Source organism: Bacillus sp. FJAT-47783 (assembly GCF_022808615.1).
In the GTDB taxonomy this organism is placed as follows: Bacteria; Bacillota; Bacilli; order Bacillales; family Aeribacillaceae; genus Bacillus_BZ.
This window is the reverse complement of sequence record NZ_JAKZKS010000020.1, coordinates 23,507-46,681: the sequence shown is the minus strand read 5'-3', so window position 1 is coordinate 46,681 and position 23,175 is coordinate 23,507. Positions and strand designations below refer to the sequence as shown.

Genomic DNA, 23,175 nt, shown 5'->3' with positions numbered 1-23,175 from the left:
TCTTTTAGAGGGAATGGGACTTTACCGTTTGTCCCACATCCTCATTAGTTCATAAATCCTTTATAATGACGTTTCACAAGCTGACTTTCAAGCTGTTTCATTGTTTCAAGAGCGACACCAACAACAATTAACAAACTCGTTCCGCCTATTTGTACCGATTGCGGGAGGTCAGCAAACTTGATAAAGAACACAGGAAGTATTGAGACAACTGCTAGGAAAATGGAACCTACAAATGTCAATCGATACATTATTTTTGTAACGTACTCTTGCGTATTCTTTCCTGGTCTGATACCCGGTATATAGCCACCTTGCTTCTTCAAGTTTTCCGCCATTTGTTCAGGATTTACTTGAACAAATGTATAGAAATAAGTGAAGGCGATAATTAACGCTACATAGATGATCATACCGATAGGTTTCGTATAATCAAATGTGTTTTGTATCCAATTCGTCACATCATTTGGACCAAAGAACGATGCAATCGTAGTCGGGGTAATAATAAACGAAACCGCAAAAATAACAGGAATGACCCCTGCAGAGTTAACTTTAAGCGGTAAATGTGTTGAATGTCCTCCAACAGGATTGCGTCCCGCTAAACGCTTAGCGTATTGGATAGGGATTTTACGCAATGCTTGTTGAATAAAGATTACACCAACAACAATAGCAAGCACAACTAAAAGCAAAATCAGTACGGTAACAATTCGAATGAATAGCTGATCACCGACATCCGAGAATTGTTGTGCATAAACTTGATTAACGGTTGATGGGATTGCCGAAACAATACCTGCAAAAATCAAAATAGAAATCCCATTACCGACACCTTTAGTTGTTATTTGTTCTCCTAACCACATTAAAAAAGCTGTACCTGCTGTTAGTACTAAGGCAATTAATAAATATGTTCCTATACTTGGGTTTACAATTAACAAGCCACCGGAAAGATTATTAAAACCATATGACATTCCTAAAGCTTGAATAAAACCTAAAACAATTGTGGAATAACGTGTAAATTGTGCTAGTTTTCTACGGCCAACTTCTCCTTGCTTAGACCATTCAGTAAATTTAGGCACAACATCCATCTGCAACAATTGGATGATAATCGATGCAGTAATATACGGCATGATTCCCATTGCGAAAATAGAAAAGTTTTGTAGCGCACCGCCGCCGAAAACATTTAACACACCAAACACGTTAAGTTCATCCTGTGCCATTAACACATCTGTATTTACACTTGGCACAGGGATGAACGTTCCAATTCGGAACACAATCAACATTAAAAGGGTGAATATGATTTTATTTCTTATATCACCCACGCGCATAAAATTGGAGATTGTCTTAAACATTAAATCACCTCAGCAGTACCGCCAGCAGCTTCAATTGCTTCTTTAGCAGAAGTAGAGAATTTATTAGCTTTTACAGTTAATTTCTTCTCTAACTTACCGTCACCTAGAATTTTAATTCCAGCGTTTAGCTTACTAACAACGCCTGTTTCTAATAGAAGCTCTGGAGTTACCTCTGTTCCATCTTCAAAACGGTTAAGTTTTGCTAAATTCACTACTGAGTACTCTTTACGATTAATGTTCGTGAATCCACGTTTTGGTAAACGACGGAATAAAGGCGTTTGACCACCTTCAAAGCCTGGGCGCACTCCGCCACCAGAACGAGCGTTTTGACCTTTATGGCCTTTACCAGCTGTTTTACCGTTACCAGAACCAATTCCACGTCCAACTCGATTACGTTTTTTACGTGAGCCTTCTGCTGGTTGTAATTCATGAAGTTTCATACTCGGGACACCTCCTTAACCTTTAAATTACGATTATTGTTCTTCTACTTTCACTAAGTGAGCAACTTTATTGATCATACCGCGAATCGCAGAATTATCGTCATGAACAACAGTTTGATTTAATTTGCGTAAACCAAGAGTCTTAACTGTTACACGTTGGTCTTCAGGGCGACCAATTACGCTGCGAGTGAGGGTAATTGCTAATTTTTTCGCCATACTATTTCCCTCCTTATCCTAACAGTTCCTCTACTGTTTTTCCACGAAGCTTTGCAACATCTTCAGCTGTTTTAAGCTGCTTTAAGCCATCAATCGTAGCACGGATCATGTTAATAGGAGTGTTAGAACCTAATGATTTAGATAAAATATCTTGAACTCCTGCTAATTCTAATACCGCACGAACAGGACCTCCAGCAATAACTCCTGTACCTTCAGATGCAGGTTTAATTAAAATTTCTCCTGCACCGAAGCGACCGATCACTTCGTGTGGAAGTGTCGTACCAACCATTGGTACTTCGATTAAGTTTTTCTTAGCATCTTCAATCGCTTTGCGAATTGCATCAGGTACCTCTTGAGCTTTACCAGTACCAAAACCTACATGACCGTTTTTATCACCTACAACTACAAGAGCAGCAAAACGGAAACGACGACCACCTTTTACTACTTTTGCAACGCGGTTAACGGTAACAACACGTTCTTCAAGTTCAAGTTTGCTTGGATCAATGCGACGCATATTCTCTGTCCCTCCTTTATAATTAAAATTCAAGTCCAGCTTCACGAGCAGCGTCTGCTAGTGCTTTTACACGACCATGATATAAGTAACCACCGCGGTCAAATACAACGTTATTAACGCCTTTTTCTAACGCACGTTTTGCAACAAGCTCACCAACTTTTTGAGCTGCCTCTACATTTCCAGTAGATTCTAATCCGATTTCTTTATCTACTGTTGATGCACTCGCAATCGTTGCATGATTTACATCATCGATAAGCTGAGCATAGATGTGCTTATTAGAACGGTAAACATTTAAACGCGGACGAGTAGCAGTTCCAAAAACTTTTGAACGTACACGCGCATGACGTTTTTTACGAACCGCATTTTTGCTTGGTTTTGTAATCATCTACGTCACTCCTTTCTAAACGTCTAAGCGACATTACTTAGCAGTTTTACCTTCTTTACGACGTACATATTCTCCCTCATAACGAATACCTTTACCTTTATATGGCTCAGGTGGACGTACTGCGCGGATGTTAGCAGCAACTGCACCAACGCGCTCCTTGTTCGTACCTTTAACGACAATTTTTGTTTGAGAAGGAACTTCAATTTCAATACCTTCTTCTGGTTCAATTTCCACTGGGTGAGAGTAACCTACGCTCAATACAACCTTTTTACCAGATTTAGAAGCACGGTAACCGACACCGATAAGTTCTAATCCTCTTTCAAATCCTTTAGATACACCTTCAACCATGTTTCCTAAAAGACTGCGAGTTGTACCATGAAGAGCACGGTGCTCCTTATTATCAGTTGGACGATTAACTGTTAATACGTTTTCTTCAACTTTGATTTCCATATCAGGATGGAATGTACGAGTTAATTCACCTTTTGGTCCTTTAACAGTTACTGTATTTCCGTCGATTGTAACTGTTACACCAGCAGGAATTTCAAGTGGTTTCTTACCTACGCGAGACATAATCTACACCTCCATTCATTATCAATCTCTTACCAAACGTATGCTAATACTTCTCCACCAGTTTGTTTTGCACGAGCTTCTTTATCAGTAAGAACGCCTTGAGAAGTAGAAACGATCGCAATACCTAATCCGTTAAGTACACGAGGAACTTCGTCAGCTTTCGCGTAAACACGAAGACCAGGTTTACTAATACGTTTAAGACCAGTAATTACACGTTCATTGTTTGCACCGTATTTTAAGAAAATACGAAGGATACCTTGTTTATTGTCTTCAATAAATTCTACGTCACGAATAAAACCTTCACGCTTTAAAATTTCAGCAACTTCACGCTTGATTTTGGAAGCAGGAACTTCCAACTTTTCATGACGCACCATGTTCGCATTACGAATACGAGTAAGCATGTCTGCAATTGGATCTGTCATAACCATTAAAATAACCTCCTTCCCTAACTTGGGTTTTACCAACTAGCTTTTTTAACGCCTGGGATTTGTCCTTTATATGCAAGTTCACGGAAACAAATTCGGCAAAGTTTAAATTTGCGAATTACAGAATGTGGACGACCACAACGTTCACAACGAGTATACTCACGTACTTTATACTTTTGCTCACGCTTTTGTTTCACAACCATTGATTTTTTAGCCACGTTTTCGCCTCCCTCTTTAATAGCGATTATTTTTGGAATGGCATACCGAACTGAGTTAATAACTCACGTGCTTCTTCATCAGTGTTAGCAGTAGTTACAATAACAATGTCCATACCACGAACTTTGTTTACTTTATCATAATCAATTTCCGGGAAAATTAACTGCTCCTTAACGCCTAACGTATAGTTTCCACGTCCATCAAAAGATTTTTTAGAGATACCGCGGAAGTCACGTACACGTGGTAAAGAAACAGAAACTAACTTGTCAAGAAACTCATACATGCGTTCGCCGCGAAGAGTTACTTTACAGCCGATTGGCATACCTTCACGAAGGCGGAAGCCAGCGATAGACTTTTTCGCGCGAGTGACAACTGGTTTTTGACCCGAGATAAGTGTTAATTCCTCAACAGCGTTATCTAGAGCTTTAGAGTTTTGAACAGCGTCACCAACACCCATGTTAATGACAATTTTCTCGATTTTAGGAACTTGCATCACTGATTTATAGTTAAACTTACTCATAAGAGCAGGTGTAATTTCTTTATTGAACTTTTCTTTTAGGCGGTTCATATGGTAGACCTCCTTCCTAACTACTATTTATCTAAAGTTTCACCAGATTTTTTTGCAACACGTACCTTTTTGCCGTCTACTACTTTATAACCAACACGTGTAGGTTCACCTGTCTTTGGATCTAACGGCATAACATTAGATACATGGATAGGCGCCTCTTGGGTGATAATTCCCCCTTGAGGGTTTGCTTGAGAAGGTTTAGAGTGTTTTTTCACAAAATTTACACCTTCAACAAGTACACGGTCTTTTTTCGGATAAGCTTCAAGGATCACACCTTGTTTACCTTTATCCTTACCTGAGATAACCATTACCTTGTCACCTTTTTTTACATGCATGCTAATCGCACCTCCTTAGCAAGGCTTTTCAAATATTAAAGTACTTCTGGAGCTAGAGAAACAATTTTCATAAAGTTGTTATCACGTAATTCACGAGCTACCGGTCCAAAGATACGAGTACCGCGCGGGCTCTTATCTTCACGAATAATTACACAAGCATTTTCATCAAAGCGGATGTAAGAACCATCTGTACGGCGAACACCACGTTTAGTACGAACGATAACGGCTTTAACAACGTCACCTTTTTTAACAACGCCTCCTGGTGTTGCTTGTTTAACCGTACCTACAATGACATCACCAATATTAGCCGTTTTACGACCAGATCCGCCAAGAACTTTAATTGTTAATAGTTCACGAGCACCAGAGTTATCTGCAACTTTTAAACGAGATTCTTGTTGAATCATTCCTTAAGTACCTCCCTTCGGAATTGTTTATCCGAACTTTATTAAATAATGATAGCTTCTTCTACAATTTCCACTAAACGAAAACGTTTTGTAGCAGAAAGTGGACGAGTTTCCATGATACGTACGATATCGCCAACTTTTGCTTGGTTCATTTCGTCATGCGCTTTAAATTTCTTAGAGTACTTTACGCGCTTACCGTATAATGGATGCTTTTTATAGGTTTCAACAAGAACAGTGATCGTTTTATCCATTTTGTCAGAAACAACACGACCTGTGTAAACTTTACGGTTGTTACGTTCACTCATTCTGTAACCTCCTCTCTAATCATTAGTTTTGAGCAGCGATCTCTCTTTCACGAATAACAGTCTTCATGCGAGCAATAGCCTTACGCACTTCACGAATACGTGCAGTATTTTCTAGTTGACCTGTCGCTAATTGAAAGCGTAAGTTGAATAACTCTTCTTTTAAAGACTTAACTTTTTGTTCAATTTCGGCAGTGGTTAGATCACGGATTTCATTAGCTTTCATTTGATTCACCACCAATTTCTTCACGTTTTACAAACTTTGTTTTAATCGGTAATTTATGTGATGCAAGACGTAAAGCTTCACGTGCGATTTCTTCAGATACGCCTGCGATTTCAAACATAACCTTACCTGGTTTTACGTTTGCAACCCATCCTTCTGGAGCACCTTTACCGGAACCCATGCGCACTTCTAATGGTTTTGCAGTATATGGTTTGTCAGGGAAAATTTTGATCCATACTTTACCGCCACGTTTCATATAACGAGTCATTGCAATACGAGCAGACTCGATTTGACGGTTTGTAATCCTTGCAGGCTCAAGAGCCTGGATACCGTATTCACCAAAATGTACTTCAGTACCGCCTTTAGCACGCCCTTTAAGGCTCTCGCGATGTTGACGACGGTACTTAACGCGTTTCGGCATTAACATAATTATTTTCCTCCTTCCTCATTTTTCTTCTTTGTAGGAAGAACTTCACCACGATAGATCCATACTTTGATTCCTAATTTTCCGTAAGTAGTATCTGCTTCCGCAGTACCATAGTCGATATCTGCACGTAACGTGTGAAGAGGTACTGTACCTTCACTGTAATGTTCAGCACGAGCAATATCAGCTCCACCTAAACGCCCAGAAACCATTGTTTTAATACCTTTCGCACCTGCGCGCATAGCACGTTGAATCGCTTGCTTTTGTACACGACGGAAAGAAGCACGGTTTTCTAATTGACGAGCAATGTTTTCAGCAACTAATGTTGCATCTAAATCAGCTTTTTTAATTTCTAAAATATTAATGTGTACACGTTTGCCAGTTAATTGGTTTAATGACTTACGAAGTGCTTCAACTTCTGTACCACCTTTACCAATAACCATACCTGGCTTTGCAGTGTGGACCGTAATGTTAACACGATTAGCAGCACGCTCAATCTCCACTTTCGAAACAGATGCGTCGCTTAAACGTTTGCTAATATATTCACGAATTTTAAGGTCTTCATGAAGAAGATCGGCATAGTCTTTGTCAGCATACCATTTAGATTCCCAATCACGAATAACCCCGATTCGAAGACCGACTGGATTTACCTTTTGACCCACTGATTATCCCTCCTTTTTTTCTGATACAACGATTGTGATGTGGCTCGTACGTTTGTTGATTTGGCTGGCACGACCCATTGCACGTGGACGGAAACGTTTTAACGTTGGTCCTTCGTTTACATATGCTTCAGTAACAACTAAGTTGTTAGCGTCCATTTCATAGTTATGCTCTGCATTCGCTACAGCAGATTTTAATACTTTCTCAATAATTGGAGAAGCAGCTTTTGGAGTGTGACGAAGTACTGCTACCGCTTCACCTACTTGCTTTCCTCGAATCAAGTCAATGACTAAACGAGCTTTACGAGGAGCAATTCGTACTGTTCTAGCAACAGCTTTTGCTTGCATTTAAGTGCCTCCTCTCATTAACGTCTTGTTTTTTTGTCATCACTTGCGTGACCTTTGTAAGTACGTGTTGGTGCAAATTCACCTAATTTGTGACCAACCATATCTTCTGTGACATAAACAGGAACGTGTTTACGTCCATCATATACCGCAATTGTGTGACCAATAAAAGATGGGAAAATAGTTGAACGACGAGACCAAGTTTTTACAACTTGCTTGCTATCCGTTTCGTTTAGCTTCTCAATCTTTTTCATTAAATGCTCATCGCAGAATGGTCCTTTTTTTAAGCTGCGAGCCATAATGTTACCTCCCTTCGTGATTGCGCTACGGTTCTAATGAACCGTAGGACAACCCCGTTATTTTTTACGACGACGAACGATAAATTTATCGGATTTGTTTTTCTTCTTGCGAGTTTTGTAACCAAGAGTTGGTTTGCCCCATGGTGTCATTGGTGACTTACGTCCGATTGGCGCACGTCCTTCACCACCACCGTGTGGATGGTCGTTAGGGTTCATAACAGATCCACGAACTGTTGGGCGTTTACCTAACCAGCGAGAACGACCTGCTTTACCAATATTAATAAGCTCGTGTTGTTCGTTTCCAACTTGACCTACAGTTGCACGGCAAGATGCTAAGATCATACGAACTTCACCTGAAGTTAAACGTACTAATACGTATTTACCTTCTTTACCAAGAACTTGAGCAGATGTACCAGCAGAGCGGACCAATTGTCCCCCTTTACCAGGTTTAAGCTCAATGTTATGGATTACCGTACCTACCGGAATGTTTGCAAGTGGAAGAGCGTTCCCTACTTTAATGTCTGCTTCAGGACCAGACATAACTTCCATACCTACTTGTAAACCTTTAGGTGCGATGATGTAACGTTTTTCACCATCAACATAATTGATTAATGCAATGTTTGCAGAACGATTTGGATCGTACTCGATTGTAGCAACGCGTCCTGGTATACCGTCTTTATCGCGCTTAAAGTCAATAATGCGGTATTGACGCTTATGACCGCCGCCTTGGTGACGAACAGTTAATTTACCTTGGTTGTTGCGACCAGCTTTTTTGTTTAACGGCGCAAGCAATGACTTTTCTGGTTTGTCAGTAGTGATTTCTGCGAAATCAGATACTGTCATACCACGACGACCGTTAGAAGTTGGTTTGTACTTTTTAATCGCCATCTGAGTTTCCCTCCTTCTCTTTTAAAAATTAAGCTTCAAATAATTCAATTTCTTTACTATCAGCAGTTAACTTAACAACTGCTTTTTTACGACGATTTGTTAAACCGCTGAAGCGACCTACACGTTTAAATTTACCTTTGTAGTTCATAATGTTAACTTTTTCAACTTTAACACCGAAGATTTGCTCTACAGCATCTTTCACTTCAGTTTTGTTCGCTTTAACATCTACTTCAAACGTGTATTTTTTTTCAGCTACGATATCCATAGAACGTTCAGTGATTACGGGGCGCTTAATGATATCACGAGCATCTTTCATTATGCAAGCACCTCCTCTACTTTTTCCGTAGCAGCTTTTGTCATGATAAGCTTATCATGGTTAAGTACATCAAGTACATTGATTCCAGTTGCTGTTACAACTTCAACACCAGGGATGTTACGAGCAGATAAAGCAACTGTTTCATTATGATCAGCTGTTACAATAAGAGCTTTCTTTTCTACAGAAAGGCCCTTTAAAATGCTAACCATTTCTTTTGTTTTTGGAGCTTCTAAAGTTAAGTCCTCTAAAACGACAATGTTGTTTTCAAGTACTTTTGTAGATAAAGCAGATTTCACTGCTAAGCGGCGTACTTTTTTAGGTAATTTATAAGCGTAGCTGCGAGGTGTTGGACCAAATACTGTTCCGCCTCCACGCCATTGCGGTGAACGGATAGATCCTTGACGAGCACGGCCAGTACCTTTTTGACGCCAAGGTTTGCGACCTCCGCCACTTACTTCAGAACGATTTTTAACTTTGTGAGTTCCTTGACGTAAGGAAGCTCTTTGCATAACAACAGCTTCAAATAATACGTGCTTATTAGGTTCAATACCAAAAACAGAATCGTTTAATTCGATTTCTCCAACTGCAGATCCGTTTTGGTTATATAATGCAACTTTTGGCATTATGATTTCCTCCTTTCTTGCAAAAATTAGTTAGCTTTTACAGCTGCTTTCACTTCGATTAACGCTTTTTTAGGTCCAGGCACGTTACCTTTCACTAATAAAAGGTTGCGTTCTGCATCCACTTTAACAATTTCAAGGTTTTGAACTGTAATACGTTCTCCACCCATACGACCAGGTAATAGTTTACCTTTAAATACGCGGTTCGGATCTACAGGACCCATTGAACCTGGGCGACGATGATAACGAGAACCGTGAGACATCGGTCCACGAGATTGTCCGTGACGCTTAATAGCACCTTGGAAACCTTTACCTTTCGATACTCCCGTTACATCTACAATATCTCCAGTTGAGAAAATATCAACTTTGACTTCCTGACCAACTTCGTACTCTCCAACGTTCGCATCGCGAATTTCACGAATGAAGCGCTTAGGCGCAGTATTTGCTTTTGTTACATGACCTTTTTCCGGCTTGTTTGCTAATTTTTCACGCTTGTCTTCAAAACCAAGTTGAATAGCTTCATAACCGTCAGTTTCAGTTGTTTTAACTTGAAGAACAACGTTTGGAGTTGCTTCGATAACTGTTACAGGAATTAAATCACCGTTCTCAGCAAATACTTGCGTCATACCAATTTTTCTTCCTAAGATTCCTTTGGCCATGAGTCACACCTCCTAATAAATTAATCTTCTATTATAAATTAAAGTTTGATTTCGATATCTACACCAGACGGCAAGTCTAAACGCATTAACGCATCAACTGTTTGTGGAGTTGGGTTAACAATATCGATTAGACGTTTATGTGTGCGCATTTCGAATTGCTCACGAGAATCTTTGTATTTGTGCACCGCACGAAGAATTGTGTAAACAGACTTTTCTGTTGGTAATGGGATTGGACCAGATACATTAGCACCAGAACGTTTAGCTGTTTCTACAATTTTCTCAGCAGACTGATCAAGAATTCTGTGATCATAAGCCTTTAAACGAATACGAATTTTTTGTTTTGCCATTATTTTCCCTCCTTTTCGCCTACTTAATATAGACAGTTCTCCGTGAGAATTTCCCACACACTCGCCATGGCAAAGCGGCCGGGTGTGTCGGCAACCTCCCACTTCATCGCAGTCAAAGACCAACATTAAATATTATAGTAGATATTATCGCCTAATGCAAGAAAAATTTATTTTTTTCTTGTTCGGCACACTTTTTTTATTATACAACGCCTTCTTTTCCTTTTCAACCTATCTTCAAAAGCACTCATTTTTCTGAAAAGTTGTTTTAATTCCTTATATAGGATTAATAACCACGCCTTCTAATTAAAAACCTTTTTTCATTTTCCCAACCATTAAAAAAGCCGAATGGTAACCACCATTTTGTTGTGGCGAACAGATTGTTTTAGTATTCAATTTTTAAACATAAAAAAGGTGGATCTACTAGACCCACCTTTTTTTATTTAAAATTACTCAGTGATTGTAGATACAACACCGGCACCTACAGTACGTCCACCCTCACGGATAGAGAACTTCGTACCTTCTTCAATAGCGATTGGAGAAATAAGTTCTACAGTCATTTCAACGTTGTCTCCAGGCATAACCATTTCTACACCTTCTGGTAGTTGGATAATACCAGTTACGTCAGTTGTACGGAAGTAGAACTGTGGACGATAGTTAGAGAAGAATGGAGTATGACGTCCACCTTCATCTTTAGATAAAACGTAAACTTCCGCTTTAAAAGATTTGTGTGGTGTAATAGAACCTGGTTTAGCTAATACTTGTCCACGTTGGATTTCGTCACGAGCTACACCGCGAAGTAATGCACCGATGTTGTCTCCTGCTTCAGCGTAGTCAAGAAGCTTACGGAACATTTCAACACCCGTTACAGTTGTTTTCTTAGACTCTTCAGCAAGACCGATGATCTCTACTTCGTCACCAACTTTAACTTGTCCGCGCTCAACACGACCAGTAGCAACTGTACCACGACCAGTGATTGAGAAAACGTCCTCAACTGGCATCATGAATGGCTTATCAGTGTCACGCTCTGGAGTTGGGATGTACTCATCAACAGCGCTCATAAGTTCAAGAATTTTTTCTTCCCACTCAGCATCTCCTTCAAGAGCTTTAAGAGCAGAACCTTTAATTACTGGTACATCGTCACCAGGGAAGTCGTATTCAGAAAGTAAGTCACGTACTTCCATTTCTACTAATTCTAATAACTCTTCGTCATCTACCATGTCACATTTGTTTAAGAATACAACAAGGTAAGGTACACCTACCTGACGAGATAAAAGGATATGCTCACGAGTTTGTGGCATTGGACCGTCAGCAGCAGATACTACTAAGATACCGCCGTCCATTTGCGCAGCACCAGTGATCATGTTTTTAACGTAGTCAGCATGTCCTGGGCAGTCAACGTGTGCATAGTGACGATTTTCAGTTTCATACTCTACGTGTGCAGTTGAGATTGTGATACCACGCTCACGCTCTTCTGGAGCACCGTCGATTTGATCGTATGCACGAGCTTCAGCCTTACCAGATTTAGCAAGAACTGTTGTAATCGCAGCTGTTAAAGTTGTTTTACCATGGTCAACGTGACCGATTGTTCCAATATTCGCATGTGGTTTAGAACGGTCGAATTTTTCTTTAGCCATTCTGAAATCCTCCTTAAGAGTTTTTATTTAAGTATAGGTTATAGAAAGCGGAAGCTTTTGCTCCACTTTCTATGCTCACATAAGTAGTTATACTTGATTAAAGGTGTAAAATCAATTATTCACCTTTATTTTTTTTGATAATTTCATCAGCAATGTTTTTCGGTACTTCTTCATAGTGATCGAAATGCATTGTAAATGTTCCGCGTCCTTGAGTGTTTGAACGTAACGCAGTTGCGTAACCAAACATTTCAGAAAGTGGAACCATCGCTTTAACAACTTGTGCATTACCACGAGCTTCCATACCTTCTACACGGCCACGACGAGAAGTTACGTCACCCATAATGTCACCCATATACTCTTCAGGGATTACAACTTCAACCTTCATGATTGGCTCTAGTAATACAGGGTTACATTTCTTCACAGCATTTTTAAGTGCAAGAGATGCTGCAACTTTGAACGCCATTTCACTTGAGTCTACATCGTGGTAAGATCCGTCGAATAACTTCGCTTTCACGTCGATTAATGGGTATCCAGCAAGAACACCATTTTGCATAGCGTCTTCTAGACCAGATTGAACTGCTGGAATGTACTCACGTGGTACAACACCACCGACAATCGCGTTTTCGAATTCGAAACCTTTACCTTCTTCGTTTGGTGAGAACTCAATCCAAACATGTCCGAACTGACCGCGACCACCAGATTGACGTACGAATTTACCTTCAACCTGTGCAGATTGACGGAATGTTTCACGGTACGCAACCTGAGGAGCACCTACGTTAGCTTCTACTTTGAACTCACGCTTCATACGGTCAACGATGATATCTAAGTGTAACTCACCCATACCCGCGATGATTGTTTGTCCAGTTTCAGCATCCGTATGCGCACGGAAAGTTGGATCCTCTTCAGAAAGTTTTTGTAAAGCTGTAGACATTTTGTCTTGGTCAGCTTTTGACTTAGGCTCGATAGCAACCGAGATAACTGGCTCTGGGAACTCCATAGACTCTAAGATAACTTGGTTCTTTTCATCACATAGAGTATCACCAGTTGTTGTATCTTTTAAACCTACTGCAGCCGCAATATCACCAGAGTAAACTACTGGAATTTCCTCACGGTGGTTTGCGTGCATTTGTAAAATACGACCTACACGTTCGCGTTTACCTTTTGTAGAGTTCACAACATATGAACCAGAGTTTAATGTACCAGAGTAAACACGGAAGAATGTTAACTTACCAACATAAGGATCTGTCATAACTTTAAAAGCTAATGCAGAGAATGGCTCGTCATCGCTAGATTTACGAACGACTTCCTCGTCTGTATCAGGAATCGTACCTTTAATAGCTGGTACGTCGATAGGTGCTGGTAAGTAGTCTAGTACAGCATCAAGCATTAACTGAACACCTTTGTTCTTGAAGGCAGAACCACAAAGAACAGGGTAGAATTCAACGTTACAAGTACCTTTACGGATTGCAGCTTTAATTTCTTCTACAGTAAGCTCTTCACCTTCTAGGTACTTCATCATTAATTCTTCGTCAAGTTCAGCTACCGCTTCAATTAACGTAGAACGTAACTCTTCAGCTTGCTCTTTATATTCCTCTGGAACTTCACGAGCATCTGCACGAGTTCCTAGATCATCTTCGTAGAAATAAGCTTTCATTTCTACTAAATCGATAATTCCTTCGAATTGATCTTCAGCACCAATTGGTAACTGAATAGCATGAGCATTAGCCTGTAAACGCTCGTGAAGAGTTTTTACAGAGTATAAGAAGTCTGCCCCGATCTTATCCATTTTGTTAACGAATACTACACGAGGAACTCCATAAGTTGTAGCCTGGCGCCAAACTGTTTCAGTTTGAGGTTCTACACCAGACTGTGCGTCTAATACAGCTACTGCACCGTCTAAGACGCGAAGAGAGCGCTCAACCTCTACTGTGAAGTCTACGTGTCCAGGAGTATCAATAATGTTGATACGATAGCCCTTCCACTGAGCAGTTGTAGCAGCAGATGTAATTGTAATACCGCGCTCTTGTTCCTGCTCCATCCAGTCCATTTGGGATGCTCCTTCGTGAGTTTCCCCAATTTTATGAATGCGTCCTGTATAGAACAAGATACGCTCAGTTGTCGTAGTTTTACCAGCATCAATGTGAGCCATGATACCGATATTGCGAGTTTTTTCTAAGGAGAACTCTCTTGCCATTGGGTATTTCTCCTTCCTTATATGAATATTGGTTTATTTAAATCTAAGATATTACCAACGATAGTGAGCAAATGCTTTGTTCGCTTCAGCCATCTTGTGAGTGTCTTCACGCTTCTTAACAGATGCACCAGTATTGTTAGCTGCATCAATAATTTCGTTAGCTAAACGCTCTTCCATCGTTTTCTCTCCACGAAGACGAGCGTAGTTTACTAACCAGCGAAGACCTAGAGTTGTACGGCGTTCTGGACGCACTTCTACAGGTACTTGGTAGTTAGCACCACCAACACGGCGTGCACGCACCTCAAGAACTGGCATGATATTTTTAAGAGCTTGTTCAAACACTTCCATTGGATCATTACCAGTGCGATCCTTCACGATATCAAAAGCGTTATAAAGGATTTTTTGAGAAGTTTGTCTTTTACCGTCGATCATCATTTTATTGATTAAACGAGTAACTAATTTAGAGTTGTAAATCGGATCTGGTAATACATCACGTTTAGCAACAGAACCTTTACGTGGCATAGTATGTTCCTCCTTTCATACTGTAATTCTTCTATGCTGTAAATTAAATTATTTTTTCGGACGTTTTGTACCGTATTTAGAACGACCTTGTTTACGATTTTCAACACCAGCCGTATCTAAAGCTCCACGAACGATGTGGTAACGTACCCCTGGTAAGTCTTTTACACGTCCGCCACGAATTAACACAACACTATGCTCTTGTAAGTTGTGTCCGATACCTGGAATATAAGCAGTAACCTCAATTCCGTTTGTTAAACGAACACGAGCATATTTACGAAGCGCTGAGTTCGGCTTCTTTGGTGTCATTGTACCAACACGAGTACATACTCCACGCTTTTGTGGTGATGATGTGTTAGTGTGCTCTTTTTTGAAGCTATTGTATCCTTTGTTTAATGCTGGAGACTTAGATTTTTCGATTTTACTTACGCGTCCCTTGCGCACTAATTGATTAATTGTAGGCATGTTTATTTCCTCCCTTCGTGATGTTTTCAATACCACACATCCAGGTGGTTCATCTTTTGGCAAAAAACAAAGTTTTTGTAGAATGGTCTACAAAAACCATTGTTTACTTTATTATGGCTACAACTGCAGCTCCAACTTCAATTCCACAAGCTTTCCCAAGCTTTTTCATTGAATCAACTTTTGATAAAGGAACTTGCTTTTGTTCTGCTAACTGAATAACTTTCGTTGTGACAAATGAATCAGCATCTTCAGCAATCACAACTTCCTTTACCTGATCAGTTTTTAGAGCCTTTGCTGTTTGCTTTGTACCAACAATAATTCTTTCAGCCTGTGATACTTTTTCATAAGACATTTTATCATATCCTCCAAAGTAACAGGTGTAATCTTGAGCACCTTGATTATATTAACATTATATTAGGATGGATGTCAACTAAATGTTGAAATTTAATTTGAAACATATAGCAACATCCACCCTTTTATTAAATGTTTTTTCGAAATAAACTGTCCATTAATCGATTGTTACTGTTTCTTCGGAAATTTGAACCTTTGATACAGGGCTTGCTTTGCGGTACCGTTGCATACCTGTACCAGCTGGAACAAGTTTTCCAATGATGACATTCTCCTTTAAGCCGAGTAATTCATCACGCTTTCCTTTGATTGCAGCATCTGTAAGAACACGTGTTGTTTCTTGGAAGGATGCTGCTGATAAGAAGGACTCTGTTTCGAGTGATGCTTTTGTAATACCGAGAAGAACAGGTCTTCCTGTAGCAGGACGTTTTCCTTCAAGAAGTACTGATTTGTTCGCATCCGTAAATTGGTGGATGTCAAGAAGTGTCCCTGGTAAAACATCTGTATCACCCGGATCGATAACACGTACCTTCCGTAACATTTGACGAACCATTACTTCGATGTGCTTATCGCCAATTTCTACCCCTTGCATACGATATACTTTTTGAACTTCACGTAATAAATACTCTTGTACGGCAAGGATATCTTTTACTTTTAGAAGCTCTTTCGGATCAATTGAACCTTCTGTTATTTCCTGACCGCGCTCTACTTTATCACCTTTTGATACTTTTAAACGAGCGTTGTACGGTGCAGTGTAAGATCTTGTTTCAACTTCTCCTTGTACAACAATTTCTTGCTGTTTATCACGAACTTCATTAATTTCAGTAACATATCCATCTATTTCAGAGATTATGGCTTGACCTTTTGGATTACGCGCTTCAAATATCTCTTGTACACGCGGTAAACCTTGTGTAATATCATCGCCGGCAACTCCACCTGTATGGAATGTACGCATCGTTAACTGCGTTCCAGGTTCACCAATCGATTGGGCAGCAATAATTCCTACTGCTTCACCAACCTCCACTTCAGAGCCTGTAGCTAAATTGCGGCCGTAGCATTTTTTACAGACGCCGTGGCGCGTGTTACATGCAAACGCAGAGCGAATCCATACTTCTTCAATACCAGCTTCGATAATAGCAGTTGTAATGTCTTCTGTAATCAGTTCATTTTCATTCACTAATACTTCGCCAGTTTCAGGATGCTTTACAGTTCGACGAGCATAACGACCAATAATACGTTCATCAAGCTTCTCGATGATCTCTGTTCCTTCTTTAATCGCCTTTGCTAAAATACCGCGATCTGTTCCACAGTCTTCCTCACGAATAATGACATCTTGCGCTACGTCCACAAGTCGGCGCGTTAAGTAACCAGAATCAGCTGTCTTTAACGCTGTATCCGCAAGACCTTTACGAGCACCGTGTGTAGAAATAAAGTACTCTAATACCGTTAACCCCTCACGGAAACTTGATTTAATTGGTAACTCGATGATTCGACCAGCCGGGTTTGCCATTAATCCGCGCATTCCAGCTAGCTGTGTAAAGTTTGATGCGTTACCACGGGCTCCCGAGTCACTCATCATAAAGATTGGATTTGATCGATCTAAGGACTTCATGAGTTTGTTTTGGATTGTGTCCTTCGCAGCACTCCAAATGGAGATGACGCGATCATAACGCTCATCTTCTGTAATTAAACCACGTTTAAACTGTTTCATCACATTATCTACTTTTACTTGAGCTTCTTTTAGAATTTCTTCTTTTTCACCCAATACGATAATGTCAGATACACCGACAGTAATACCGGCTTTAGTAGAATATTTAAACCCTAAATCTTTTAATCGGTCTAACATTTTAGATGTTTCCGTAATGTGGAATTGCTTAAATACTTCCGCGATAATCTTTCCAAGAATACCTTTCTTAAAAGGCAGAACAATGTCTTGTTGCTTAATGTACTCAGCAACATTTACAGTTGGATCAACAAAATACTTTTCTGGCGTTTTCTCTTGAATATTTTCAGTAGTCGGCTCGTTAATATAAGGGAAAGACTTCGGTAGAATTTCATTAAAAATTAACTTACCAACTGTTGTAATTAAAAGCTTTCGATTTTGTTCTTCTGTAAATGTTTCATTGTTTAATGAAGCAGCATGTACCGCAACACGTGTGTGTAGATGTACATAACCATTTTGATAAGCAATTAATGCTTCGTCTGTATCTTTAAAGATGCTTCCTTCACCAATTGCATCTTTACGTTCTAACGTTAAGTAGTAGTTACCTAAAACCATGTCCTGAGATGGTGTAACAACCGGCTTACCATCTTTCGGGTTTAATATGTTTTGGGCAGCCAACATTAAAATACGTGCTTCTGCTTGCGCTTCTGCTGATAAAGGTACGTGAACGGCCATTTGGTCTCCGTCAAAGTCAGCGTTATATGCTGTACATACGAGTGGATGTAAGCGAATAGCTCGCCCTTCAACAAGCGTAGGTTCGAACGCTTGGATCCCAAGTCTGTGTAGTGTAGGAGCACGGTTTAATAATACAGGGTGCTCTTTAATAACCTCTTCTAACACATCCCATACTTCTGGATGAATCCGTTCAATTTTACGTTTTGCACTCTTTATGTTATGCGCTAACCCTTTCTCTACTAACTCCTTCATAACGAATGGCTTAAATAGCTCAAGAGCCATTTCTTTTGGAAGGCCACATTGATACATCTTAAGGTTTGGACCTACGACAATTACAGAGCGTCCAGAATAGTCGACACGTTTTCCAAGTAGGTTTTGACGGAAACGACCTTGCTTTCCTTTAAGCATATGTGAAAGTGATTTTAACGGTCGATTTCCAGGTCCTGTTACTGGACGACCACGGCGACCATTGTCAATTAATGCGTCGACAGCTTCTTGTAACATACGTTTTTCGTTTTGAACAATGATGCTAGGGGCACCTAAATCCAATAAACGTTTTAAACGGTTGTTACGGTTAATAACACGACGATATAAATCATTTAAGTCAGATGTAGCGAAACGGCCACCATCTAATTGAACCATCGGACGAAGCTCTGGAGGAATAACCGGCAGCACATCAAGGATCATCCAAGATGGCTCATTCCCAGAGTGTCGGAATGCTTCGATGACTTCTAAACGTTTAATCGCACGTGTACGACGTTGACCTTGGGATGACTTAAGTTCTTCTTTTAAATGATCTACTTCTTTATCAAGGTCAATGTCTTCTAATAATTTTTTAATCGCTTCTGCACCCATAGATGCTTGGAATGTATTCCCGTATTTTTCACGATACGTGCGGTACTCTTTTTCAGATAGAAGTTGTTTCTTCTCAAGCGGTGTATCGCCTGTATCAGTTACAACGTAAGATGCAAAATAAATAACTTCTTCTAGCGCACGAGGTGACATATCAAGAACAAGTCCCATGCGGCTCGGAATTCCTTTAAAGTACCAAATGTGTGAGACTGGGGCAGCAAGCTCGATGTGCCCCATTCGCTCACGACGAACTTTCGCACGCGTTACTTCAACACCACAGCGGTCACAAACGACCCCTTTGTAACGAACGCGCTTATATTTTCCACAATGACATTCCCAGTCTTTTGTTGGACCAAAAATTCGCTCACAGAAAAGCCCGTCTTTCTCTGGTTTTAATGTTCGATAGTTAATCGTTTCTGGCTTTTTCACTTCACCATATGACCAGGAACGGATTTTATCCGGTGAAGCAAGACCGATGTTCATATATTCAAAGTTATTTACATCTAGCAAGGGGCCTACCTCCCTTTTAATCTTCCGGTTTTAACCCTAATTGCCTTTATCATTACTTACTCTTTCGTAACGACGTCTTTTTCTTTTTCAGTCACTTCTTCTTCATTATTTAATGAAACATCTTCTGACTGATTTGTTTCTTCTTCATCTTCTAATTCTCTCATTTCAATTTCTTGTTCATCACTTGAAAGAATTTTGACATCCATACCTAAGCTTTGAAGCTCCTTAATTAATACTTTAAATGATTCAGGAACGCCTGGCTCAGGAACATTTTCACCTTTTACAATCGCCTCATATGTTTTCACACGACCGACAACGTCATCTGATTTAACAGTAAGAATTTCTTGTAACGTGTATGCAGCACCATATGCTTCAAGTGCCCATACCTCCATCTCACCAAAACGCTGTCCACCAAATTGTGCTTTACCTCCCAGAGGCTGTTGTGTAACAAGTGAGTAAGGTCCCGTTGAACGAGCATGTAATTTATCATCAACTATATGTGCAAGCTTGATCATGTACATGATACCAACAGATACGCGGTTATCAAACGGCTCTCCTGTTCGCCCATCATAAAGAATGGTTTTTGCATCACGAGCCATACCTGCTTCTTCAAGCGTTGCCCATACATCTTCCTCACGAGCACCATCAAATACAGGTGTTGCAACATGAATGCCAAGTTTACGAGCGGCCATTCCAAGATGCAACTCTAAAACCTGACCGATATTCATACGAGATGGAACTCCTAATGGGTTTAACATAATATCAACAGGTGTGCCATCTGGTAAATAAGGCATGTCTTCTTCTGGAAGGATACGCGAAATAACACCCTTATTACCGTGTCGACCGGCCATTTTATCCCCTTCAGAAATTTTACGTTTTTGAACGATATAAACACGCACTAACTGGTTTACACCTGGTGGTAATTCGTCACCGTCTTCACGGTTAAAGACTTTAACGTCTAATACAATACCCCCGCCACCATGCGGAACACGTAGTGAAGTATCACGTACTTCTCGAGCCTTTTCACCAAAAATTGCATGTAACAATCTTTCTTCAGCTGTTAACTCTGTCACGCCTTTTGGTGTTACTTTACCAACTAGTAAATCTCCGTCCTTAACTTCTGCACCGATACGAATAATTCCGCGTTCGTCTAAGTTGCGCAGGGCATCTTCACCGACGTTTGGAATATCACGTGTAATTTCTTCCGGACCAAGTTTCGTATCCCGAGACTCAGACTCATATTCTTCAATATGAATGGATGTATAGACATCATCTTTCACGAGACGCTCACTCATAATAATCGCGTCCTCGTAGTTATATCCATCCCATGTCATGAAAGCAACGAGTACATTTCTTCCAAGCGCTAGCTCGCCCTTCTCCATCGATGGTCCGTCTGCTAAAATCTCACCTTTAACTACCTCATCACCAACGGAAACAATTGGACGCTGATTATAACAAGTACCTTGGTTCGAACGAACAAATTTTAATAAATTATATTTATCAAGGTCACCTTTAATTTTTTGACCATCTACTTCTTCATATCTGCGAACGTAAATACGGTTCGCCTCGACACGCTCAACGATTCCAGGATGCTTACAAATAACCGCAGCTCCTGAATCTTTTCCAGACACATATTCCATACCAGTACCTACAATCGGTGCTTCCGGTTGCATTAATGGTACAGCTTGACGTTGCATGTTTGCTCCCATTAACGCGCGGTTTGAATCGTCGTTTTCCAAGAAAGGAATACATGCTGTCGCTGCAGATACAACTTGTTTTGGAGATACGTCCATGTAATCTACACTGTCGCGTTTAACGACTGTGTTTTCCCCACGGAAACGAGCGACGATGTTTTCATCTAAGAATGAACCATCTTCACCTAAGCGTGCATTTGCTTGTGCAACTACATAGTTATCTTCTTCATCAGCTGTTAAATAATCAATTTGACTCGTTACTTTTCCCGTTTCAGGATCAATGCGACGATAAGGAGTTTCAATAAATCCAAAACGGTTTACTTTCGCATAAGATGATAAGGAGTTAATTAACCCGATATTTGGACCCTCTGGTGTTTCAATTGGACACATACGACCGTAATGAGAATAGTGAACGTCACGCACTTCGAATCCTGCACGTTCACGCGTTAATCCACCAGGTCCTAATGCTGATAAACGACGTTTGTGCGTTAATTCAGCAAGAGGGTTTGTTTGATCCATAAACTGTGATAACTGTGAGCTACCGAAGAATTCTTTAATAGATGCAATTACAGGACGAATATTAATCAATTGCTGTGGAGTAATCGTGTTCGTGTCCTGAATAGACATTCTTTCACGAACCACACGCTCCATACGAGAAAGACCAATACGGAATTGGTTTTGTAATAGCTCACCTACAGAACGTAAACGTCTATTTCCAAGATGGTCAATATCGTCTGTATTTCCTACACCGTGTAATAAATTAAAGAAGTAACTAATAGATGCAATAATATCTGCAGGTGCAATATTTTTTACAGACTCATCAATGTTTGCATTACTAATAACATTGATAACTTGCTCGCCTTCTGAATCGTTTGGAGCATAAATTTTAATAGACTGAACAGTAATTTCTTCTTCTACTACACCGCCAACAGGGTTAATTTTTTTGAAACCAACTCCACTTTCAAGGTGGTGCATAATCCGATTTAACGTTTTTCTATCAATCGTTGTCCCTTTCTCAGCAACGATTTCCCCTGTTTCAGGATCAACAAGCGTTTCTGCTAATTGTTGATTGAATAGACGGTTTTTAATATGAAGCTTTTTATTAATTTTGTAACGACCTACACTCGCTAAATCATAACGTTTCGGATCAAAGAAGCGTGAAATTAGTAAGCTTTTCGCATTCTCTACTGTAGGCGGTTCGCCCGGACGTAAGCGTTCATAGATTTCAAGTAAAGCTTTTTCCGTGCTTTCTGTATTATCTTTATCTAGCGTGTTACGCAAGAACTCGTTTTCACCAAATAAATCGGTGATTTCTTGATCAGAGCCAAACCCAAGGGCACGTAAAAGAACCGTAACCGGTAATTTACGGGTGCGATCTATGCGAACATACACAACGTCCTTCGCATCCGTTTCATACTCTAACCAAGCGCCACGGTTTGGAATAACAGTTGCAGTAAATCCTAGTTTACCGTTTTTATCTACTTTATCACTGTAATATACACTTGGAGAACGTACTAACTGGGAGACGATAACGCGTTCAGCACCATTGATCACGAATGTACCCGTTTCCGTCATTAGAGGAAAGTCCCCCATGAATACATCTTGATCTTTTACTTCACCCGTTTCCTTATTAATTAGTCGTACCTTAACACGGAGTGGAGCGGAGTATGTAACATCGCGTTCCTTTGACTCTTCTACGGAATATTTCGGTTCACCTAAGCTATAATCAATAAACTCTAGCGAGAGGTTACCAGTGAAATCTTCGATAGGAGAAATGTCTTGAAACATTTCACGAAGCCCCTCATCAAGAAACCACTGATAAGAAGAGGTTTGAATTTCAATAAGATTTGGTAATTCTAAAACTTCGCTAATACGTGCATAACTTCTACGTTGGCGGTGTCGTCCATACTGAACTAGTTGACCTGTCAACTGATTCACCCCTCAAATCAAGCGTAATATATATCTTGTAATGAGCACAAAAATGGTAAAAACACTTTTATGCTACTACAAGTAAAAAGCAAAAATAAAGGGTTTTTCTTTTAACGAGTAGGATAAAATCCTATCACGCA

Annotated in this window: 29 protein-coding genes; all 29 read right to left on the bottom strand. The window is 40.1% G+C overall.

The genetic code is table 11. The features are described from left to right. Window positions 1-44: 44 nt before the first annotated feature. The 29 genes from secY to rpoB all read right to left on the bottom strand — a co-directional run bounded on the left by secY (window position 45) and on the right by rpoB (window position 23,035). Window positions 45-1,337, bottom strand: coding sequence for a preprotein translocase subunit SecY (gene secY, locus MLD65_RS13535; protein ID WP_243292403.1), 1,293 nt, complete (start codon window positions 1,335-1,337; stop codon window positions 45-47). After that, window positions 1,337-1,777 carry a 50S ribosomal protein L15 gene (rplO, locus tag MLD65_RS13530; protein ID WP_243292402.1) on the bottom strand — a complete coding sequence of 147 codons (441 nt, stop codon included), beginning with the start codon at window positions 1,775-1,777 and terminating at the stop codon, window positions 1,337-1,339. Before rplO ends, secY begins: the two co-directional genes overlap by 1 nt. A gap of 33 nt (window positions 1,778-1,810) precedes the next feature. Then, window positions 1,811-1,993: a 50S ribosomal protein L30 gene (gene rpmD / locus MLD65_RS13525; RefSeq protein WP_243292401.1), complete on the bottom strand. Its 183-nt coding sequence runs from the start codon at window positions 1,991-1,993 to the stop codon at window positions 1,811-1,813. A gap of 13 nt (window positions 1,994-2,006) precedes the next feature. After that, the gene (gene rpsE, locus MLD65_RS13520; RefSeq protein ID WP_243292400.1) at window positions 2,007-2,507 is read right to left on the bottom strand and encodes a 30S ribosomal protein S5; all 501 of its coding nucleotides are present in this window, start codon (window positions 2,505-2,507) and stop codon (window positions 2,007-2,009) included. Window positions 2,508-2,529: 22 nt separating this feature from the next. Then, window positions 2,530-2,892 carry a 50S ribosomal protein L18 gene (rplR, locus tag MLD65_RS13515; protein WP_243292399.1) on the bottom strand — a complete coding sequence of 121 codons (363 nt, stop codon included), beginning with the start codon at window positions 2,890-2,892 and terminating at the stop codon, window positions 2,530-2,532. A gap of 33 nt (window positions 2,893-2,925) precedes the next feature. Further along, window positions 2,926-3,462, bottom strand: a complete 537-nt coding sequence (gene rplF / locus MLD65_RS13510; RefSeq protein ID WP_243292398.1) for a 50S ribosomal protein L6 — start codon at window positions 3,460-3,462, stop codon at window positions 2,926-2,928. A gap of 29 nt (window positions 3,463-3,491) precedes the next feature. After that, window positions 3,492-3,890: a 30S ribosomal protein S8 gene (rpsH, locus tag MLD65_RS13505; protein ID WP_243292397.1), complete on the bottom strand. Its 399-nt coding sequence runs from the start codon at window positions 3,888-3,890 to the stop codon at window positions 3,492-3,494. Window positions 3,891-3,919: 29 nt separating this feature from the next. Further along, entirely contained in the window at window positions 3,920-4,105 is a 186-nt protein-coding gene (locus tag MLD65_RS13500) for a type Z 30S ribosomal protein S14 (RefSeq protein ID WP_243292396.1), read from the bottom strand. 26 nt (window positions 4,106-4,131) lie between these two features. Further along, the gene (rplE, locus tag MLD65_RS13495; RefSeq protein ID WP_243292395.1) at window positions 4,132-4,671 is read right to left on the bottom strand and encodes a 50S ribosomal protein L5; all 540 of its coding nucleotides are present in this window, start codon (window positions 4,669-4,671) and stop codon (window positions 4,132-4,134) included. A gap of 23 nt (window positions 4,672-4,694) precedes the next feature. After that, on the bottom strand, window positions 4,695-5,006 hold the full coding sequence (gene rplX / locus MLD65_RS13490) for a 50S ribosomal protein L24 (RefSeq protein WP_243292394.1): 312 nt from the start codon (window positions 5,004-5,006) through the stop codon (window positions 4,695-4,697). 35 nt (window positions 5,007-5,041) lie between these two features. Further along, window positions 5,042-5,410 (bottom strand): 50S ribosomal protein L14, encoded by a 369-nt coding sequence (gene rplN, locus MLD65_RS13485; protein ID WP_243292393.1) that lies wholly within the window; start codon window positions 5,408-5,410, stop codon window positions 5,042-5,044. A 41-nt stretch (window positions 5,411-5,451) separates the two neighbouring features. Beyond that, the gene (gene rpsQ, locus MLD65_RS13480) at window positions 5,452-5,715 is read right to left on the bottom strand and encodes a 30S ribosomal protein S17 (RefSeq protein WP_243292392.1); all 264 of its coding nucleotides are present in this window, start codon (window positions 5,713-5,715) and stop codon (window positions 5,452-5,454) included. Between the two features lie 22 nt (window positions 5,716-5,737). Next, on the bottom strand, window positions 5,738-5,938 hold the full coding sequence (gene rpmC, locus MLD65_RS13475; protein WP_243292391.1) for a 50S ribosomal protein L29: 201 nt from the start codon (window positions 5,936-5,938) through the stop codon (window positions 5,738-5,740). Beyond that, window positions 5,928-6,362: a 50S ribosomal protein L16 gene (gene rplP / locus MLD65_RS13470; RefSeq protein ID WP_243292390.1), complete on the bottom strand. Its 435-nt coding sequence runs from the start codon at window positions 6,360-6,362 to the stop codon at window positions 5,928-5,930. The genes rpmC and rplP overlap by 11 nt, the downstream gene beginning before the upstream one ends. A 2-nt stretch (window positions 6,363-6,364) precedes the next feature. Continuing rightward, on the bottom strand, window positions 6,365-7,021 hold the full coding sequence (gene rpsC, locus MLD65_RS13465; protein WP_243292389.1) for a 30S ribosomal protein S3: 657 nt from the start codon (window positions 7,019-7,021) through the stop codon (window positions 6,365-6,367). A gap of 3 nt (window positions 7,022-7,024) precedes the next feature. Continuing rightward, a complete protein-coding gene (gene rplV / locus MLD65_RS13460) occupies window positions 7,025-7,366 on the bottom strand; it encodes a 50S ribosomal protein L22 (RefSeq protein WP_243292388.1) in 342 nt (113 codons plus the stop codon). Between the two features lie 17 nt (window positions 7,367-7,383). Further along, on the bottom strand, window positions 7,384-7,662 hold the full coding sequence (gene rpsS, locus MLD65_RS13455; protein ID WP_243292387.1) for a 30S ribosomal protein S19: 279 nt from the start codon (window positions 7,660-7,662) through the stop codon (window positions 7,384-7,386). Window positions 7,663-7,719: 57 nt separating this feature from the next. Further along, window positions 7,720-8,550, bottom strand: coding sequence for a 50S ribosomal protein L2 (gene rplB / locus MLD65_RS13450; protein WP_243292386.1), 831 nt, complete (start codon window positions 8,548-8,550; stop codon window positions 7,720-7,722). 28 nt (window positions 8,551-8,578) lie between these two features. Further along, window positions 8,579-8,866 (bottom strand): 50S ribosomal protein L23, encoded by a 288-nt coding sequence (rplW, locus tag MLD65_RS13445; protein WP_243292385.1) that lies wholly within the window; start codon window positions 8,864-8,866, stop codon window positions 8,579-8,581. Continuing rightward, window positions 8,866-9,489, bottom strand: a complete 624-nt coding sequence (gene rplD / locus MLD65_RS13440; protein WP_243292384.1) for a 50S ribosomal protein L4 — start codon at window positions 9,487-9,489, stop codon at window positions 8,866-8,868. The genes rplW and rplD overlap by 1 nt, the downstream gene beginning before the upstream one ends. Window positions 9,490-9,515: 26 nt before the next feature. Then, window positions 9,516-10,145 (bottom strand): 50S ribosomal protein L3, encoded by a 630-nt coding sequence (gene rplC, locus MLD65_RS13435; protein ID WP_243292383.1) that lies wholly within the window; start codon window positions 10,143-10,145, stop codon window positions 9,516-9,518. Between the two features lie 38 nt (window positions 10,146-10,183). Further along, entirely contained in the window at window positions 10,184-10,492 is a 309-nt protein-coding gene (rpsJ, locus tag MLD65_RS13430; RefSeq protein ID WP_053605171.1) for a 30S ribosomal protein S10, read from the bottom strand. A 446-nt stretch (window positions 10,493-10,938) separates the two neighbouring features. Next, the gene (tuf, locus tag MLD65_RS13425) at window positions 10,939-12,126 is read right to left on the bottom strand and encodes an elongation factor Tu (protein ID WP_243292382.1); all 1,188 of its coding nucleotides are present in this window, start codon (window positions 12,124-12,126) and stop codon (window positions 10,939-10,941) included. Between the two features lie 115 nt (window positions 12,127-12,241). Further along, window positions 12,242-14,320: an elongation factor G gene (fusA, locus tag MLD65_RS13420; protein ID WP_243292381.1), complete on the bottom strand. Its 2,079-nt coding sequence runs from the start codon at window positions 14,318-14,320 to the stop codon at window positions 12,242-12,244. A gap of 51 nt (window positions 14,321-14,371) precedes the next feature. Beyond that, entirely contained in the window at window positions 14,372-14,842 is a 471-nt protein-coding gene (rpsG, locus tag MLD65_RS13415) for a 30S ribosomal protein S7 (RefSeq protein WP_243292380.1), read from the bottom strand. Between the two features lie 48 nt (window positions 14,843-14,890). Continuing rightward, window positions 14,891-15,304, bottom strand: a complete 414-nt coding sequence (gene rpsL, locus MLD65_RS13410; protein WP_243292379.1) for a 30S ribosomal protein S12 — start codon at window positions 15,302-15,304, stop codon at window positions 14,891-14,893. 103 nt (window positions 15,305-15,407) lie between these two features. Next, window positions 15,408-15,656 carry a 50S ribosomal protein L7ae-like protein gene (locus MLD65_RS13405; RefSeq protein WP_243292378.1) on the bottom strand — a complete coding sequence of 83 codons (249 nt, stop codon included), beginning with the start codon at window positions 15,654-15,656 and terminating at the stop codon, window positions 15,408-15,410. A gap of 156 nt (window positions 15,657-15,812) precedes the next feature. Beyond that, on the bottom strand, window positions 15,813-19,412 hold the full coding sequence (gene rpoC, locus MLD65_RS13400) for a DNA-directed RNA polymerase subunit beta' (protein WP_243292377.1): 3,600 nt from the start codon (window positions 19,410-19,412) through the stop codon (window positions 15,813-15,815). 56 nt (window positions 19,413-19,468) lie between these two features. Then, the gene (rpoB, locus tag MLD65_RS13395) at window positions 19,469-23,035 is read right to left on the bottom strand and encodes a DNA-directed RNA polymerase subunit beta (RefSeq protein ID WP_243292376.1); all 3,567 of its coding nucleotides are present in this window, start codon (window positions 23,033-23,035) and stop codon (window positions 19,469-19,471) included. Window positions 23,036-23,175 lie beyond the last annotated feature (140 nt).

Bases quoted from the DNA above. Each gene is read 5' to 3' on its own strand.
- rplB (WP_243292386.1), bottom strand. From the start codon at position 8,550: ATGGCGATTAAAAAGTACAAACCAACTTCTAACGGTCGTCGTGGTATG.
- rpsH (WP_243292397.1), bottom strand. From the start codon at position 3,890: ATGGTTATGACAGATCCAATTGCAGACATGCTTACTCGTATTCGTAAT.
- rplE (WP_243292395.1), bottom strand. From the start codon at position 4,671: ATGAACCGCCTAAAAGAAAAGTTCAATAAAGAAATTACACCTGCTCTT.
- rplX (WP_243292394.1), bottom strand. From the start codon at position 5,006: ATGCATGTAAAAAAAGGTGACAAGGTAATGGTTATCTCAGGTAAGGAT.
- secY (WP_243292403.1), bottom strand. From the start codon at position 1,337: ATGTTTAAGACAATCTCCAATTTTATGCGCGTGGGTGATATAAGAAAT.
- rpsL (WP_243292379.1), bottom strand. From the start codon at position 15,304: ATGCCTACAATTAATCAATTAGTGCGCAAGGGACGCGTAAGTAAAATC.
- rplW (WP_243292385.1), bottom strand. From the start codon at position 8,866: ATGAAAGATGCTCGTGATATCATTAAGCGCCCCGTAATCACTGAACGT.
- rpsQ (WP_243292392.1), bottom strand. From the start codon at position 5,715: ATGAGTGAACGTAACAACCGTAAAGTTTACACAGGTCGTGTTGTTTCT.
- tuf (WP_243292382.1), bottom strand. From the start codon at position 12,126: ATGGCTAAAGAAAAATTCGACCGTTCTAAACCACATGCGAATATTGGA.
- rpsE (WP_243292400.1), bottom strand. From the start codon at position 2,507: ATGCGTCGCATTGATCCAAGCAAACTTGAACTTGAAGAACGTGTTGTT.
- rpsS (WP_243292387.1), bottom strand. From the start codon at position 7,662: ATGGCTCGCAGCTTAAAAAAAGGACCATTCTGCGATGAGCATTTAATG.
- rpmC (WP_243292391.1), bottom strand. From the start codon at position 5,938: ATGAAAGCTAATGAAATCCGTGATCTAACCACTGCCGAAATTGAACAA.
- rplR (WP_243292399.1), bottom strand. From the start codon at position 2,892: ATGATTACAAAACCAAGCAAAAATGCGGTTCGTAAAAAACGTCATGCG.
- fusA (WP_243292381.1), bottom strand. From the start codon at position 14,320: ATGGCAAGAGAGTTCTCCTTAGAAAAAACTCGCAATATCGGTATCATG.
- MLD65_RS13405 (WP_243292378.1), bottom strand. From the start codon at position 15,656: ATGTCTTATGAAAAAGTATCACAGGCTGAAAGAATTATTGTTGGTACA.
- rplO (WP_243292402.1), bottom strand. From the start codon at position 1,777: ATGAAACTTCATGAATTACAACCAGCAGAAGGCTCACGTAAAAAACGT.
- rplF (WP_243292398.1), bottom strand. From the start codon at position 3,462: ATGTCTCGCGTAGGTAAGAAACCACTTGAAATTCCTGCTGGTGTAACA.
- rplV (WP_243292388.1), bottom strand. From the start codon at position 7,366: ATGCAAGCAAAAGCTGTTGCTAGAACAGTACGAATTGCTCCTCGTAAA.
- rpmD (WP_243292401.1), bottom strand. From the start codon at position 1,993: ATGGCGAAAAAATTAGCAATTACCCTCACTCGCAGCGTAATTGGTCGC.
- rpsG (WP_243292380.1), bottom strand. From the start codon at position 14,842: ATGCCACGTAAAGGTTCTGTTGCTAAACGTGATGTATTACCAGATCCG.
- rplC (WP_243292383.1), bottom strand. From the start codon at position 10,145: ATGGCCAAAGGAATCTTAGGAAGAAAAATTGGTATGACGCAAGTATTT.
- rplP (WP_243292390.1), bottom strand. From the start codon at position 6,362: ATGTTAATGCCGAAACGCGTTAAGTACCGTCGTCAACATCGCGAGAGC.
- rplN (WP_243292393.1), bottom strand. From the start codon at position 5,410: ATGATTCAACAAGAATCTCGTTTAAAAGTTGCAGATAACTCTGGTGCT.
- rpsJ (WP_053605171.1), bottom strand. From the start codon at position 10,492: ATGGCAAAACAAAAAATTCGTATTCGTTTAAAGGCTTATGATCACAGA.
- rplD (WP_243292384.1), bottom strand. From the start codon at position 9,489: ATGCCAAAAGTTGCATTATATAACCAAAACGGATCTGCAGTTGGAGAA.